At 43.0% G+C, this 13,119-nt stretch carries 18 protein-coding genes; 5 read left to right on the top strand and 13 right to left on the bottom strand.

The window, feature by feature from the left end; genetic code table 11:
* Positions 1-78: 78 nt before the first annotated feature.
* From ACTTK7_RS16365 to ACTTK7_RS16350, 4 genes are all read right to left on the bottom strand, one after another.
* Complete coding sequence (locus ACTTK7_RS16365; RefSeq protein WP_462869166.1) at positions 79-522, bottom strand: hypothetical protein; 444 nt, start codon at positions 520-522, stop codon at positions 79-81.
* A gap of 48 nt (positions 523-570) precedes the next feature.
* Entirely contained in the window at positions 571-1,179 is a 609-nt protein-coding gene (locus ACTTK7_RS16360) for a recombinase family protein (protein ID WP_462869165.1), read from the bottom strand.
* Between the two features lie 18 nt (positions 1,180-1,197).
* Entirely contained in the window at positions 1,198-1,857 is a 660-nt protein-coding gene (locus ACTTK7_RS16355; protein ID WP_462869164.1) for a restriction endonuclease, read from the bottom strand.
* Between the two features lie 257 nt (positions 1,858-2,114).
* Complete coding sequence (locus ACTTK7_RS16350; RefSeq protein ID WP_462869163.1) at positions 2,115-3,017, bottom strand: DUF2268 domain-containing putative Zn-dependent protease; 903 nt, start codon at positions 3,015-3,017, stop codon at positions 2,115-2,117.
* A 65-nt stretch (positions 3,018-3,082) separates the two neighbouring features.
* Here ACTTK7_RS16350 and ACTTK7_RS16345 point away from each other — a divergent pair, with 65 nt between their 5' ends.
* Complete coding sequence (locus tag ACTTK7_RS16345; RefSeq protein ID WP_462869162.1) at positions 3,083-3,439, top strand: hypothetical protein; 357 nt, start codon at positions 3,083-3,085, stop codon at positions 3,437-3,439.
* Positions 3,440-3,695: 256 nt separating this feature from the next.
* Here the strand turns inward: ACTTK7_RS16345 and ACTTK7_RS16340 are convergent, their stop codons facing one another.
* Genes ACTTK7_RS16340 through ACTTK7_RS16330 form a run of 3 tightly spaced genes read right to left on the bottom strand, consistent with a single transcriptional unit; the run spans position 3,696 to position 4,352 of the window.
* Positions 3,696-3,893 (bottom strand): DUF6440 family protein, encoded by a 198-nt coding sequence (locus ACTTK7_RS16340; protein ID WP_462869161.1) that lies wholly within the window; start codon positions 3,891-3,893, stop codon positions 3,696-3,698.
* Positions 3,894-3,918: 25 nt separating this feature from the next.
* Positions 3,919-4,089, bottom strand: a complete 171-nt coding sequence (locus tag ACTTK7_RS16335; RefSeq protein WP_462869160.1) for a hypothetical protein — start codon at positions 4,087-4,089, stop codon at positions 3,919-3,921.
* 23 nt (positions 4,090-4,112) lie between these two features.
* Positions 4,113-4,352 carry a hypothetical protein gene (locus ACTTK7_RS16330; RefSeq protein WP_462869159.1) on the bottom strand — a complete coding sequence of 80 codons (240 nt, stop codon included), beginning with the start codon at positions 4,350-4,352 and terminating at the stop codon, positions 4,113-4,115.
* Between the two features lie 161 nt (positions 4,353-4,513).
* Here ACTTK7_RS16330 and ACTTK7_RS16325 point away from each other — a divergent pair, with 161 nt between their 5' ends.
* Genes ACTTK7_RS16325 through ACTTK7_RS16315 form a run of 3 tightly spaced genes read left to right on the top strand, consistent with a single transcriptional unit; the run spans position 4,514 to position 6,324 of the window.
* Positions 4,514-4,861: a YolD-like family protein gene (locus tag ACTTK7_RS16325; protein ID WP_462869158.1), complete on the top strand. Its 348-nt coding sequence runs from the start codon at positions 4,514-4,516 to the stop codon at positions 4,859-4,861.
* Positions 4,862-4,876: 15 nt separating this feature from the next.
* A complete protein-coding gene (locus ACTTK7_RS16320) occupies positions 4,877-6,100 on the top strand; it encodes a DNA polymerase IV (protein ID WP_462869157.1) in 1,224 nt (407 codons plus the stop codon).
* Positions 6,097-6,324, top strand: coding sequence for a hypothetical protein (locus ACTTK7_RS16315; protein ID WP_462869156.1), 228 nt, complete (start codon positions 6,097-6,099; stop codon positions 6,322-6,324). The genes ACTTK7_RS16320 and ACTTK7_RS16315 overlap by 4 nt, the downstream gene beginning before the upstream one ends.
* Before the next feature lie 33 nt (positions 6,325-6,357).
* Here ACTTK7_RS16315 and ACTTK7_RS16310 read toward each other — a convergent pair whose 3' ends face one another.
* On the bottom strand, positions 6,358-7,164 hold the full coding sequence (locus ACTTK7_RS16310) for an aminoglycoside adenylyltransferase domain-containing protein (RefSeq protein ID WP_462869155.1): 807 nt from the start codon (positions 7,162-7,164) through the stop codon (positions 6,358-6,360).
* Between the two features lie 353 nt (positions 7,165-7,517).
* On the opposite strand from ACTTK7_RS16310, the gene ACTTK7_RS16305 reads away from it, so the two are divergent.
* Positions 7,518-8,246 carry a hypothetical protein gene (locus tag ACTTK7_RS16305; protein WP_462869154.1) on the top strand — a complete coding sequence of 243 codons (729 nt, stop codon included), beginning with the start codon at positions 7,518-7,520 and terminating at the stop codon, positions 8,244-8,246.
* 84 nt (positions 8,247-8,330) lie between these two features.
* Here ACTTK7_RS16305 and ACTTK7_RS16300 read toward each other — a convergent pair whose 3' ends face one another.
* From ACTTK7_RS16300 to mobP2, 5 genes are all read right to left on the bottom strand, one after another.
* Complete coding sequence (locus tag ACTTK7_RS16300; protein WP_462869153.1) at positions 8,331-9,302, bottom strand: toprim domain-containing protein; 972 nt, start codon at positions 9,300-9,302, stop codon at positions 8,331-8,333.
* Between the two features lie 16 nt (positions 9,303-9,318).
* Positions 9,319-11,418, bottom strand: a complete 2,100-nt coding sequence (locus tag ACTTK7_RS16295) for an LPD25 domain-containing protein (protein WP_462869152.1) — start codon at positions 11,416-11,418, stop codon at positions 9,319-9,321.
* A gap of 17 nt (positions 11,419-11,435) precedes the next feature.
* The gene (locus tag ACTTK7_RS16290) at positions 11,436-11,705 is read right to left on the bottom strand and encodes a hypothetical protein (RefSeq protein ID WP_462869151.1); all 270 of its coding nucleotides are present in this window, start codon (positions 11,703-11,705) and stop codon (positions 11,436-11,438) included.
* A 2-nt stretch (positions 11,706-11,707) separates the two neighbouring features.
* Positions 11,708-12,157 (bottom strand): hypothetical protein, encoded by a 450-nt coding sequence (locus ACTTK7_RS16285; RefSeq protein WP_462869150.1) that lies wholly within the window; start codon positions 12,155-12,157, stop codon positions 11,708-11,710.
* Positions 12,154-13,119: MobP2 family relaxase (mobP2, locus tag ACTTK7_RS16280; protein ID WP_462869149.1), on the bottom strand; the 966-nt coding region annotated here is incomplete at its 5' end. The genes ACTTK7_RS16285 and mobP2, both read right to left, overlap by 4 nt.

The following is a 13,119-nucleotide window of genomic DNA, read 5'->3' as shown; positions in this document are numbered from 1 at the left end:
GCCCAACATCAATTGGAAGACATGTTCCGACCGCAGGGTTAACTTCCCGGCTGGAAAAGGACAGCCGTTTACACAAAATTATTGACGGTCCCCAAGAATACGCCAAACCACAAAGGAAATTATACCAACAAAAAAATAGTTTCTTTGTAGATAAATAGAAAATTGCTTATTTTTATGATTTGATTCCATAAAATGTGTTAATATTTTTTTTTCTGATTCGAAAGATTCTGGATCGTTTACAAGTAGTGATTGTCTGTGAGATTCCATCTTTTTTAAATCATATTCTCCATAAATCAAAGAGTTGTTTATTTCACGATTACGAGTACCTACCCAAAAGCTAAAACCCCAACAAATTATACTTATTCCTAAAGGAATATCAATCCAATGAAAATTTTCCATATCTTGAATTTGAGTAAAAGTAAAACCTATTGCTGTAACTGCTAAAGCTAGATAATAGTATACATATTTATCTTGATAAGACTGCGCAATTTTTTTCAATTCATCTAATTGTTCTTGATTCATAAGAATCGCTCCATAATTTTTTTATTTATTATTACGGTGCTTGAAATTTTAAAAACTATTTCTTTTTTTGATTCGTTTGACGGTGGATAAGCCACAGTTCATCCGTCTGGCGATTTCCTGTTGGCCGTAGCCTTGCTCCAGAAGGTTGATAATCATGTAGTATTTGTCCCGATGCTTACCTTCGGGGCTAAATTCGGTTTGACGGCCTTTGTACTTGCCTTGTGCTTTCGCAATCGCGATGCCCTGATCTTGGGCTTCTTTTCGTTGCTTCCATTGTTCTTCGGCCATCCACGCAAACACTTCTTTTAAGAGGTTCATCACCATCTGCCCGACAATTTCCATTTCCCCGTACTTCCGGGTATCTAAGATCGGCATATTCAGCACCACAATATGCACTTTCATTTTCGTTAAGACTTCCCATTCCTCTTTGATGCCTTCCATGCTCCGGCCAAGTCGATTAAGGTCATGGATGAATAAGGTATCTTCCTCCCGCAAAAAGGCTTTTGCATCCTCCCACCCTTTACGTTTCATTTGTCGGCCAGAATCTTTATCCGTGAAGATTTTTTCGCATCCGGCTTCCCGGAGTAATTGCATCTGCCGTTCTAAATTCTGTTCGTTGGTACTTACTCTTGCGTAGCCGATATGTTTGCCAGCCATTCGATTGCGCTCCTTTGCTTAGTTCTTCGCATTGACTGGTTCCGTATGTGTACAATTCGGATAATGATTGCATCCCATAAACGCCCCGTATTTCGATGTACGCTTTTCCAGAAGGCCGCCACAGGCCGGACATTTCCGTTCTTTCGGCTTCACGGTTTCAACTACCGTCTTGGCATCAAGGGCCGGATTCACCTGCAAGAGCCACTGCTGCAAGTCCTCCCGATCAAACAGCTTCACTCCCGTTTTATCGGCGCCGTTTCTGGCGCTTTGGGTGAACAAGCTGTTCGTTAATACCCATGCTTCCTTGGCTTGGAAATAGGTTTGAGCAAAATACACCTCTTGCACCGCTTTTAACCCCACCTTGTTATTGATGCCGTATCGTTTGGCCTGTACGACAATGCGATTGTCATTATCCAAAATAAGATCCGCTCCGTAATCGTGAGACGCCTTTGACCCTTTGGCCTTATATTGAAGTTGACGGAACAGCTCGACTAAAAAATGCTCGAACTGTACGCCGTCCATCTGGTCAATATAAGGAAGGCCGCTCTCCATGATGCGTTGAAACTTTCGTTTCTTCCGCCACCATTGATAGAGATACACGACGCCTTGCCCCAGGAACACCAAAACGACCAGTACGATTACGGCTGTTATAAGCATCTGAATAGATAAACTTTCCATGATTCATTTCCTCTCCATTCATATTCGTTTCAAGATAAATGAACAAATTACCACACTTACATTATCTACCACCTTATTTCTAATGTAAATGAACCATTTAAAAGGACCCTAAAAAACATTGATAAACCAGCATTCTGATTTTGTTCTTTCGGGTATACCCAAAAGAACTTAAAAAGGTTAAAAAAAGAAAGCTTTCGTTTTCTGTCTTTCATATTGCAGAATGAAAACTTTTACTAACATGCTTTATTTTATCGATATTAAGTAAACAAGCCACAATGATCAATAATTTCATCTGTGGAACTTAAAGTGGCCTCATAAATACTTTTATTTGTATTTTTCATAAACGATTGAACGACTTCATAACCTACGGCATAACCAGCGCAGAACGGAAGCCCAACAGGCTGATAACCTTCCTTCGATGCTACTTCATCTCCGAACATGTAGCTGCTTACTTCCGCAAACCCCTTCACATCCAAAGCATCTCCAATAACTTCAATGGAATACGCCAATTCTTCCTTGTTCATGCTAGTCACCCAGGGACCTAATTGTTCGGTTCCATAAAGCTCTTTGGCAAAAGATTCAGCTAGTCCTTCAATCACCAGATAGTCTCCAACGGTTACATTCCCATAGTCCCAATCAAAATAGGAGAAACGAATGTTGTGATGAAATTCATGCGCAATCACCGCAGGTATTCTCGGCAAATTATAATCATTGGGAAAAATGGTTATCATCATATAACCGGGGATGCCGCCGAAACCTGTGTAGCCCTTTTGAAGTTCTAACTTCATCGGATCAGCAACATAAAGGCCAAAGGTGATGCTCTCGGCGTTTACATTTAATTCAGCTTCATTCGCTTTTTTGATACAGGTTTGAAGCGTATCTTCGATAACCATATGTACATTACTGGCCTTTAAAACCGTTAGTCCTTCTTTGATATACTGATCCTCAGAAATATCCGCAAACCCAAGCATTTGGGATGCCATGATGACATCGTAACCATTTGGTTGTTTCGCTTTTAGTGGAACGTTAATAAGGTTCCACATCCCTTCTAAAGGACGCATCATTTCATAACGAAAATAATCTTTACGTTTGTCCACGTCTTGAAGGAGGACCAACTCTTCATACTGAGCAAATGTATCTAACATATGAACGTGATTCATCCTTGTCAGCTCCTTTTTTGGTACAATAATAACATATTTTACTTTAGCTAGGGCGGTGTTTATAGATGGAGCCAAATCATTATAAGATTACCCATGTAACGCATTTTGACGACATAGAATTGAATATCTTGATCGGGGAGTTTGAAAGCACCGAAGCAAACATACAAGAAATTGCCGAGCAAAACGTTCAGACCGTATTAGTAGAAAATGAACTGCATGTGATTCACGGAGAACGTCATGTGGTGATTCTCCTTCACGAAACAGACAAATACCAATTTGAACGAAACTTTCAATTATTGGATTGGAATTTAGGCCAAGCCTATGCCGAACTAAAACGGGAGCATCCAGAGAAAGATGCGTTTGCTTTTTCCTCCGTTGCTTATGGAATAGATCACGTTTCTCCAAAAGAATTAAGCCAATAGAGATGAAAGAGGTGTTTTTTAGCACCTCTTTTTTATGCTTTTCTTTCTCTATTCATCTAGAGCTTTTTCGTTATCTCTTTCATACTTAACAATGCCAATGTTAATTACTATTCCTAATACCGGGAGCAACAGGATAAACCATAACGGGAACACATAAACGCCACTAAAATGTAGGACGCCAATCAAAATGATGAGTAGAATAAATCCCAATCTCACTTTATCCAATCGTTTTTCCTCTCCTTTTTTCTAACCCTATCTATGTTTGATCTCGAACCGGTTTTCCTTCTTCATCTAATAACACCGTTAAACCATTTCCATTCCCTATGGACGAATTGATATAGTTAATGCCGGTTTCTCGATCAACAATAATGGAAACTTCTCCAAGAAATGAAATGCTGTTCTTGTGTTTGAGATAAAACCGTTGGTCTTGTTCCTCTTTTTTTCGTCCAAACACAGCCGTCACCCTCCCCTAGCATGAATTACTGTTGTTCTAATGTAAGAATGTCGATTGCTTGTTCTTCGGTGTCTAATTCTTTCGCATACAGGCTTTTGATTTTCGCTTTCGCAGCTTCTTCGTGATCGGCCTGAATCTCTCCCTCTAAGATGCTAGGGAAAAAGTGATCGGTAATCGCAAAAGCAAACTGTTGCATGGTTGCTCATCCTTTCTAGTATCTCATTTTCGTCTCATTAATTCATTAATCCGTTTCTGCCACTGAAAGATTTGAACCACCTTGATAAAAGTGAACAATGCCAATGCCAGAAGAACGGCCACAATCGCCAGCCATGAAAACCATTGTTGTAACCAGAGGGATGCCGAGGACACCGCAATGAGCATGATACTAACGATTAATAACTGCTTAGAACTGCTGTAAATCTTCGCTTCCAATTCTTCCATGTTCCAGGCTTGATTCATGCCGATTCCTCATTTATCTATCTTTTCTTAACTTCTATATTCATTCTATCACCTTTGATCAAATTATACAATAATACAATAATACATTTATATTAAAAAATACCTGTTTAAACGAACGCTTGTTCGTGTATACTAGGTAGTAACGAAAGGACGTGATACCCATGAAATCCAACAAACTCACACCGACCAGCAATCTCCGTTGGGAAAGTAGTCGCATGATTCTCCCGGAATGGCGCAAGCAGTGGTTACAACGGCAGGAAGCCCAAACGTGGCAGGACCCTCCCGAAATGGACGACCAGATGATGGAAGAATATATGCAGATCATTCATGACGGCATGGCGTATACGTGGCTGTTGGACGTCACGTACTGGCAGGACGGTCAGTTTCACACAACAACGGGTTATGCGGCCCGTTTTCGGGACGCACCGCCGCAGATATGGCTTCAAGTGGGGGGAGCCGTGGTAGTTATTCCCGTCGAACATCTTCAAGCTGTGGCGGTCCAGTCGTAAAAGGAGGGCAAACCAATGAAACGAGTGGTGTTTCTGATCGACATGCAGAGTTTTTATGCTTCGATCGAAAAGGTCTACCATCCGTACCTGTCCCAGCATCCGGTCGTGGTGGCCGGCGACCCGGACCGGCGCAGTGGGGTGATTCTGGCGGCCTGTCCCGTGGCGAAAAGCCACGGCATCAAGACCGCCCAAGCTCTTTGGGAAGCTCAATCGCTTTGTCCCGAGGTAACGGTCCTTAAACCCCGGATGCAGTTGTACATCGACATATCCACGCAGATCAATGAACTGTTTTTAACGTATACCGATCAAGTGGAGCCGTTCTCCGTGGATGAATCGTTTATCGAACTCACCGGAACGGTCCATCAGTCCCGGCCCGAGCAAGCCGCTAAAAGCCTGCAAAAAGCCATTCTGCGACAATTTGGCATCCATGCCCGTATCGGCATTGGCGAAAATAAAATCCTTGCCAAGAGTGCCTGTGATCTGCAAGCCAAAAAGCGCCCTGGAGGCATCTTTCATTTTCATAAGAATCGCCTAGCCGATGATTTTTGGCCGTTTGCGATTGGCGAGCTGTTCGGTGTCGGCAACCGCATGGAAAAACACTTCATGCAGACGGGCATCCGTACCATCGGCCATTTAGCGAATTATCCCGTGGAAGAATTACAGCATCGGTGGGGCATCAACGGGGAGCTGTTGTGGCAGTATGCCAACGGTATCGACCCGTCTCCCGTTACGCCCGACACCCATCAACAGAAAAAAAGCATCGGCCACGGCATGACCCTGCCGAGAGACTACCATCAACGAACGGAGATTTTTGTGATTTTGCGCGAACTGGCCGAAGAAGTGGCCCGCCGCACCCGGGACGAACGATTAATAGGACATCAACTGTCTTTAAGTATTGGCGGCACATATGAAAACCCGGTCGGCTTTTCCCGGCAACGAACACTCAACATGGCGACCAATGACGGCCGGGTGATCTATCACGCCTGTCAGAAGCTGTTTGACCGTCACTGGCTTGGCACACCGGTCCGGCGCATTGGCGTGTCACTGGAAAAGGTCGAACCGGACAAGCACCGGCAGTTAAGTTTATTTGATGACGTGGAGGACCGGTCCTCGTTGAACCAGACGGTCGATGCCTTAAAAGACCGGTACGGCGGCGGCATTATTATGTACGCTTCTTCCTTAACCGATGCGGGCCAAGCCCTCGAACGATCGAAAAAAATTGGAGGTCATTATAAATGAACAAATCTATCCGGGACGTCCGTTCTCCCCATTACATCGGTGGTCTGCTTTATCACGCCCGAACGTCCAAAGATTTAACCGTGAACGACGTCTGTACCATGTGTCTGGTGTCGAAGTCGGTCTATGAAGCCAACCGAGTGCCAAACATCGGCTTTCGGGAAGCCGAAGCCTTAGCCACGCTGCTAGACCTTTCCTTAGATGCGCTTATGTCTCCCTATGACTAATCTTTGGCAATCAGAAGAAAAACTTGTTGTTCTTTAGAAATCGACAGGACGACCTAATAATTTTTCTACCTGTTTTACTATATGCTCTCTTATCCGAATTAACTCACTAATTTTAATATCATCGTTAGCTATATTTGTTTGATAACGATTCATAATGCGTTGAATAGTTTCTTTATATTCTCTTGGCAAATGGTTTTGTCCCCATTCTCCAGCTTCCAGTTTTGAAGTAATTTCATGATTTCGGAGATACTGATATACACGAATAATATTTAACGTACAATATACTGGTTCTTGTTCGATATTCTGTAAACAGCTTTGAAAATCTCCCAATATCGAAGATAAATAATGATTCTTGGGAATAGAAGGAAATACTTTGCTAATTGGCTTTCCTAGAATACAAATTCCTTTATGATTGACGACCGTAAGATGTGCCGCTAAATCCTCATCTTTTATATTTTGAAAAGTAAAATCATCCGACGTTGGCATGGCTAATTCAAAATGATTTCTCCATTGTTCACTAAAATGGAAATCAAATGTGCTAGGATGTTCCCACCCTATTAGATGATTCATATTCAAAAAACTAATTTCGACTGGATAAGGGTGCATGGAATACGCTAATAGTAGCGTTTTTAGTTTGAAAGCATCTTCCTTTGCTAATGGAGCTTCTGTTATTCCTATAAGATCAATATCACTACTTGCTGTACTGAAACCTCCTAAAACCAACGAGCCATGCACATAGAGACCCGTTAAATTTTCGCCTAAAATACTATGTATGTCTTTTGCTAGAAGATAGACAAATGCCCAAACGTCGAGATTATTTGTGTTTTCATACTCTTTCAACGCCTACACTCCTTTTTTCTACCTATTGATACAAGAAAAGCCCATTGACATGATTTGAAGTCGTACTCCTAGCTTTTATTTGTGTTATTTCCATTTCCTAGTAGAATAATAACAGAGATTATTTTACACTCTTTGATGTTCGAGGGGGAAATTTCTACGATGAAGGAATGGCAGATAGGAATACTAGCCGGTGTTTTCGTCACTATAAGCATCATTCTGTTAGATACTTTTTTTGCGTTACCCTATCTCATGGAATTGTTGATAGCCATAATCTTTTCAGTGACGTGTACCGTTATAGGAAATAAATTGCTAAATAAAAGACAAAAACATAGGGGAAGCACTGGAGGTTATTCATGACTAGTTGGAACTACAAGCCAATTAATCCATATAAGTTGTTTAATGATATTAGTAAACGACAACAGCAAATCACTTCTTTTTCTTATCCCAAATTTCATGTAACACAAGAATCAATGAAGCCTGTCAATACGAATAAACTTCTGGCAGAAGCATTAAGCGAAAATCAATTCACGAAAAAAATGATTCAAACGCCTTCTATGTTAGGAAAACAGATATTTGCAGAATATGAGCAAAAGCAAAAAGAACTTCGATCAACTATTTTTTCATTTTTTAATACCAAAATACCTAATGTTTCTTGGACTTTAGACCAAAATCAAGAAATCCAAAAGTTTTTAAATTCCTTTAATGATACTATAAAAAAGTTTAGCCAAGATCCTACTGCATCGTTAAGACAAGCCCTCGCAGAACAAGAACAACGACAAAAAGAATTTCGTGAGAACATCACATCTTTGTTAAATATGAAGATGGCCGATATTGCAAATTACTCGTTAGATTTTGATATAGACTTTCCTTATGAAGAAGTAAAAGAAAATAAGTTAAAAAATGCTTCAAAAGGTGTTAGTAATTGGTTTTATGAACTATGTTTAAATACTTATGCTTACTTTGCTGTAAAATCCTTTGTCGAATTATTAGCTAGTATTAAGAATATCTTTAGCACGTTTCAATTTCTTAAAAGTATCATTGACTGGTGCATAAACTTCCTTAAATCTGGTCCTCCTTTTTAATTTTAATACTTATATCTAAAAGAAGGCCCACCAACAATACGGTGGACCTTCTTTTACTAAATGATACACATGCCGCTATTTTAATTAAGACATTCCCATTGAAGGAGACGATTGTTTGACTTTCGGCGGTTCCTTCTGGTCCTGTTGAACGCCCAGCTTCAATTCCTCATTCCAGTCTTTGGTCTGCGTGGGCCGATGATCGACAATCGCATTATGATTAATATAGTCTTTCAGCTTGTCGTGAAAATGATCTCCGGCGGCATCGTTATCCACGGCCGAGATCACCTGCGTCACTTTATGCCCGTCGGCCTGTAAGTCCTGCAAGCCCCGTTTCACCGCCTGTATTTTCAAACCACTCATGCTTTGCAATCGGGTATTCTGAACGTCTCCCTTTTTCTCCGACCAGTAGGAAAGCGCGTCTATTGGACTTTCAAACAGCGCAATTTTATCAATGTTCTTGCCGACATTGATCGCAAAACCGCCGTCCTCCGCCGAACTTTTCACCACGCCTTTAAAATGCTTCCCGTTCTCCATCGGCCTTGTTCCCTGTCGATCAGCTCCAATCGTTTCCCCGTCCCGATCTTTCCATTTCATCACGCAGTTATCTTTCCGGTCCTGCACGATCAAATCTTTGTTCAAGCACCAATCGACCACTCGTTCATCGACCTTCCGATCATTCACCAAATAGTCCCGGACGTTCGAGGTATCGGCCACCTCGTAATGCGAAGGGTAGGAAAACGGCTCTTTCTCCACCTGTTGCACTGGCTGGCGGTCCAACGCATATTCGTGTTCATTGATGCGCCGGACGGCATCGGGAAAGGAAAGGTCATGGTACGTCATCGCAAAATGAATCGCCCCGTAGCCGCCTTCCTGTCGGCTGTTCCAGAAGTATTTTTCGCCCTGAATGACCAAGCTGTCGTTTTCCACTAAGTTATAATACGGCGGTTGGCCGTTGCCCTGCTGTTTTACTTCTAAGCCGTTCGCATCCAAGTAATCCATCAACCCCACGGTTTTGGCCTGTTCGATTTCCTCACTGTTTACTCGGCGGTTGGCCATGTGTTCTCCCTCCTTTCTACATGCTCATGCCGTTCTGTCGAACGGTTTTCCGGGTGGTGGTTTCTTCCACGGTTTCCTCTTTGGTGACGCTTTTCGTATCGGCCTGTTCAAACGGCCACGTTGGTTCTTTTTCTGTTGTGGTTTCGCCTTTCAGCCGTTGTTCCAGTCGATTTACGGTATCAACGGTCAGCACGTTCTGATCGACCGCCTGTTCTTTTAAGGCTTCATAGGCGTTTTGGCTTTCCACCCGATCAAACACCGTTTCCATGTCCGGGTTCTTTTGCCCTTGTTCGTTGGTTACATGATCGTGATAGGAGGTATAAGCCGATGCCAACTGCACACTTTGATTGACCGCTGCCCGGTCCTGTTGACGCTCTTGAACGTCCGTGGTCGTGGCTTGATGAATCGCTTCGGCCTTTGCCCCAGGAACGTACCCATGTTCTTCGGTAAACGCCTGTACGTCCTGTCGTTGGCTTTCATATAGATCAGAGTTGTCCATGCTTGTATGTCCTTCTTTGTGTTCTTGAATCTTCACCGCTAAATCTTCAAAGGTTTGTTCAAAGGCTTCCGGCGTGTAAATGTCTTGCAGATACGATTGATCGTTCAAATGCTCCCGGTGAAAGGAATAGCCCTGTCGATCAAGTTCCGAGTGTAAATCATGGTACGAGCCATCCCCGATCTCCAGCCGATCAGCCGCTATCACCTGCTGTTCGTTCGCTTCATCGGGCGGCATCATCACCTGTACTTTGGTTTTGTCGTACCCGATGTCTCCCATGCTGTTCATGTTTGCTTGGGCTAGGGCTTTATCCATGTCCGAAAGAGCCATCATTTGGCCGTCCATCTTCGTTTCTGACCATTCCACATAGGCTTGTGGTTCTTCGATCGTTGGGTCTACGATCTTCATATTGTTATGACTAGCCAGCTCCGGGTCTTTAAGATCGTTAAAGGCTTGCACTTCCTGTTCGACCGTTTCCCCTCGAACATCCCCATGTGCCAATAAATTATTGCCGTACCGATCTTCAAACGTGGACCGGAAGGTATCAGCATCCATATCTCCAATCGTTTGAACGGTCCCGTTGGCGACCACTTCATAGTTTTGGAATCGCTCTTGTAATTCATTGGTGCTTGCTTCTTCGTAGGTGTTTTCAATCTGCAGATCATCTTCCAGATGCGTAATCATGTCATACGATGTATCTTTGACACCTTGAAGCAATGCCACTTTGTCGGTTGTCGTATCATGCTGTTGGTTGTAGGTATGCAGGTAATCCAGACTGTAATCACTCGTATCCAGTCCAAAATGCGTACTCACCGTATAGGCCGTCATTTCGGCTTGAAATTCCTTCTCCGAGTGCGGCAGGTCCTTGCCTTCCTTGTCCCGGCCATGCAGTTGAGCGTGTGCCGCTTCATGGATGAGGGTTTTCACGTTCTGGAGTTCATCGTTCCGGGGATTGAGTTGAATCGCCCGGTGAGAGGATGATGCCCCTCCGGGGCTGGTCTGCGTGTACTCGATGTACTGGCCTTTAGACGCCCCGAGTTCTTCCATTGGTTCGGCCAGCACGTCCACGTTCATGTTGTTGCTGTATCGTTCCATCGAATCATAAAACGCTTGATAGTTTTCCACCGAGCCTTCCAGCCATTTGTTCGGATAAATCTTCGGTAAATCGTCGGCCGTGGCGTTCGTCTGCGAAATATCGAACACGGCGGCGGTTTTATAATGCCGGTGTTCCTGGACCTTTAATTCGCCCCGGTCGATCTTCGCTTTTTCCTCTTTCGTGGCCTTGTTCAGTCCCACCTGTTTGGTTTCGCCGTTCTCCTGTCGTTCAAAGGTTTTGAACGGGGCCGGAACCAGAATCTTGTTTCCCTTTTCGCCTTTTTGGACCGAGAAGCCCTGTTCTTTCCAGAACTGAAAACCACCGACGGCGTTTGCTCCCGGAAACTGTTTTTGTATCAGTGTGGAGTTGCCGACCGAGTAATCATAGAACTTGCTCATAAAGCTCAAGTATTCCTTCATGTTCTCCGAGGACTGAAAGTAACTATCCACTTGATCGTTGCGATCTTCGGCTAATTGTTCCACTTCCTGCCGTTTCGTTTCGGCTGATTTTTTCTTATAAGCCATGCGGTTGTCCTCCTTTGTTATCGCACATATCCATCATCATCCACGCCCACATCGAGATCCTTTAGCGCCGGATTATTGGCTTCGCCTTCCATTACATCACTGTCGAATAGTAATTGTTTTTCGTCCAGATCAACCAACACATATTCCATATCTGTTTCCACCATCATCTGCTGCAGAAGGTCCATATCTTTTGCTTCTAACGGAATAACCATTTCTTGTTTTTCGACCACCACCACCACGTCTTTTTCACCCATTTCTTGAATAAATCCAAATTCTTGTCGGCCCATCATTATCCTCCTTGTGTTTGATTTTGTTTCTTCTCATATTCCGCTTTTCGTTGTTGCAGGTTCGCAATTCGTTCATTCACTTCTTCTTTGGCCGTGGTATATGGTTTCGAGGTAAATTCACTAGTTGGCATAATATCGGAGATATTACTGCTAACCATTAAGCCGTTCATCAGTTCCAGAAGCATCTGCGAATTACGGTCCGTGTTGTTCACGCCCAGCTGTAACCGATTAAAATATTTATGAAATTCCTGTTCAATTTTTTGGTTCATTTGAGCCATCAACATGGATGTCACGTAGTCTCCCTTTTCCAAATCTTTGTGTTCCTGTTGGTGTTCTAACAGGAGTTGGTCAATGATCTTGGCCTGCGATCGTTCGTTTCGTTTTTCTTTCATTTCTTTGACGTAAGCATCGGCTTCTTCGGATAGCCGCACACGGCTAATAACATCACTCATAAGGATTGCCCCCTCTGGTTATTTTGGATATTTCGTTGCATCTGTTCATAGGCGTTCTGGTTCTGATAGCTGTTCAGTTCCGCATGGACCACCCGATTCAATCCATACTGTATCTGATTCAAAGCCCGGTTCTTTTGAAAGTTCACTCGCTTCTGGTTTGTGCCAGAAGAACGTTGCTTTTGTTCGATATTTTTTTCCTTATAATCATACGATTTCATTTCCTGCAAGAACGTGTTTCCCATCCGTTTATACAGATCATCTTTTTTGTTTTGTTTGTAATCCTTGTACCGAGATTCGTTCCCTTCCCCGTACACTTTTTTCAGCATCTTTTCTTCTTTGTTCAATTTTTGATCGAGCTGTTTCATTTCTTTGGGGAAGTTCTTTTGTAAATATTTTTCGGTCAGTTTATCCAGATCGGGCTTCACATGATTAATGTTTTGATACCCGTATTGCCAGTACCGTTTGTTTTCCGGCAGTTGCTTTTTGATCGCCAGAAAATCTTTTTTCATGCCCCGGTCCATGCCTTTCATGTCCGGCTGTTCTTTCTTCTTATTCACGATTTTATTTCGCATCAGATCATTAATCTCTTTGTGTTCAAACGACCGGTCTTGAATCTTATTGACGAACGTGGACCGCATCCCTTCCAGTGATTTTAATTTCCGTCGGCCCCGTTGATCGTCTCCCGGTTCCGTATCGACGGAAGCCAAATGAATATGAATGTTTTCGGTGTTATGGTGAACGGCTCCGGTCCACGTCATCGTGTCTTTAAAGTTATTTTTTTCGTGCATATCGGACACAGCTGCGCGGGTAACTTCTTTCAATTTCTTTTCGTCTACCTGTTTAGTTGTTGGGTCATAAATGCCGTTTTCCTGTAACCACTCGTTATCAAAAGAGATCACGTCTTTATACAAAATGCTTCCTTTGTTTTGGGCCTGTTTAAAATCATCCATCACTTGTTCTTT

It is taken from the genome of Marinococcus tarijensis (genome assembly GCF_054971385.1).
The sequence above is the reverse complement of the archived record's forward strand: the minus strand, read 5'-3'. Positions and strand labels throughout refer to the sequence as shown.

Excerpts from the sequence above, each read along its gene's own strand:
- ACTTK7_RS16365 (WP_462869166.1), bottom strand. The coding sequence starts at position 522 with ATGAATCAAGAACAATTAGATGAATTGAAAAAAATTGCGCAGTCTTAT.
- ACTTK7_RS16360 (WP_462869165.1), bottom strand. The coding sequence starts at position 1,179 with ATGGCTGGCAAACATATCGGCTACGCAAGAGTAAGTACCAACGAACAG.
- ACTTK7_RS16355 (WP_462869164.1), bottom strand. The coding sequence starts at position 1,857 with ATGGAAAGTTTATCTATTCAGATGCTTATAACAGCCGTAATCGTACTG.
- ACTTK7_RS16350 (WP_462869163.1), bottom strand. The coding sequence starts at position 3,017 with ATGAATCACGTTCATATGTTAGATACATTTGCTCAGTATGAAGAGTTG.
- ACTTK7_RS16345 (WP_462869162.1), top strand. The coding sequence starts at position 3,083 with ATGGAGCCAAATCATTATAAGATTACCCATGTAACGCATTTTGACGAC.
- ACTTK7_RS16335 (WP_462869160.1), bottom strand. The coding sequence starts at position 4,089 with ATGCAACAGTTTGCTTTTGCGATTACCGATCACTTTTTCCCTAGCATC.
- ACTTK7_RS16330 (WP_462869159.1), bottom strand. The coding sequence starts at position 4,352 with ATGAATCAAGCCTGGAACATGGAAGAATTGGAAGCGAAGATTTACAGC.
- ACTTK7_RS16325 (WP_462869158.1), top strand. The coding sequence starts at position 4,514 with ATGAAATCCAACAAACTCACACCGACCAGCAATCTCCGTTGGGAAAGT.
- ACTTK7_RS16320 (WP_462869157.1), top strand. The coding sequence starts at position 4,877 with ATGAAACGAGTGGTGTTTCTGATCGACATGCAGAGTTTTTATGCTTCG.
- ACTTK7_RS16315 (WP_462869156.1), top strand. The coding sequence starts at position 6,097 with ATGAACAAATCTATCCGGGACGTCCGTTCTCCCCATTACATCGGTGGT.
- ACTTK7_RS16305 (WP_462869154.1), top strand. The coding sequence starts at position 7,518 with ATGACTAGTTGGAACTACAAGCCAATTAATCCATATAAGTTGTTTAAT.
- ACTTK7_RS16300 (WP_462869153.1), bottom strand. The coding sequence starts at position 9,302 with ATGGCCAACCGCCGAGTAAACAGTGAGGAAATCGAACAGGCCAAAACC.
- ACTTK7_RS16295 (WP_462869152.1), bottom strand. The coding sequence starts at position 11,418 with ATGGCTTATAAGAAAAAATCAGCCGAAACGAAACGGCAGGAAGTGGAA.
- ACTTK7_RS16290 (WP_462869151.1), bottom strand. The coding sequence starts at position 11,705 with ATGGGCCGACAAGAATTTGGATTTATTCAAGAAATGGGTGAAAAAGAC.
- ACTTK7_RS16285 (WP_462869150.1), bottom strand. The coding sequence starts at position 12,157 with ATGAGTGATGTTATTAGCCGTGTGCGGCTATCCGAAGAAGCCGATGCT.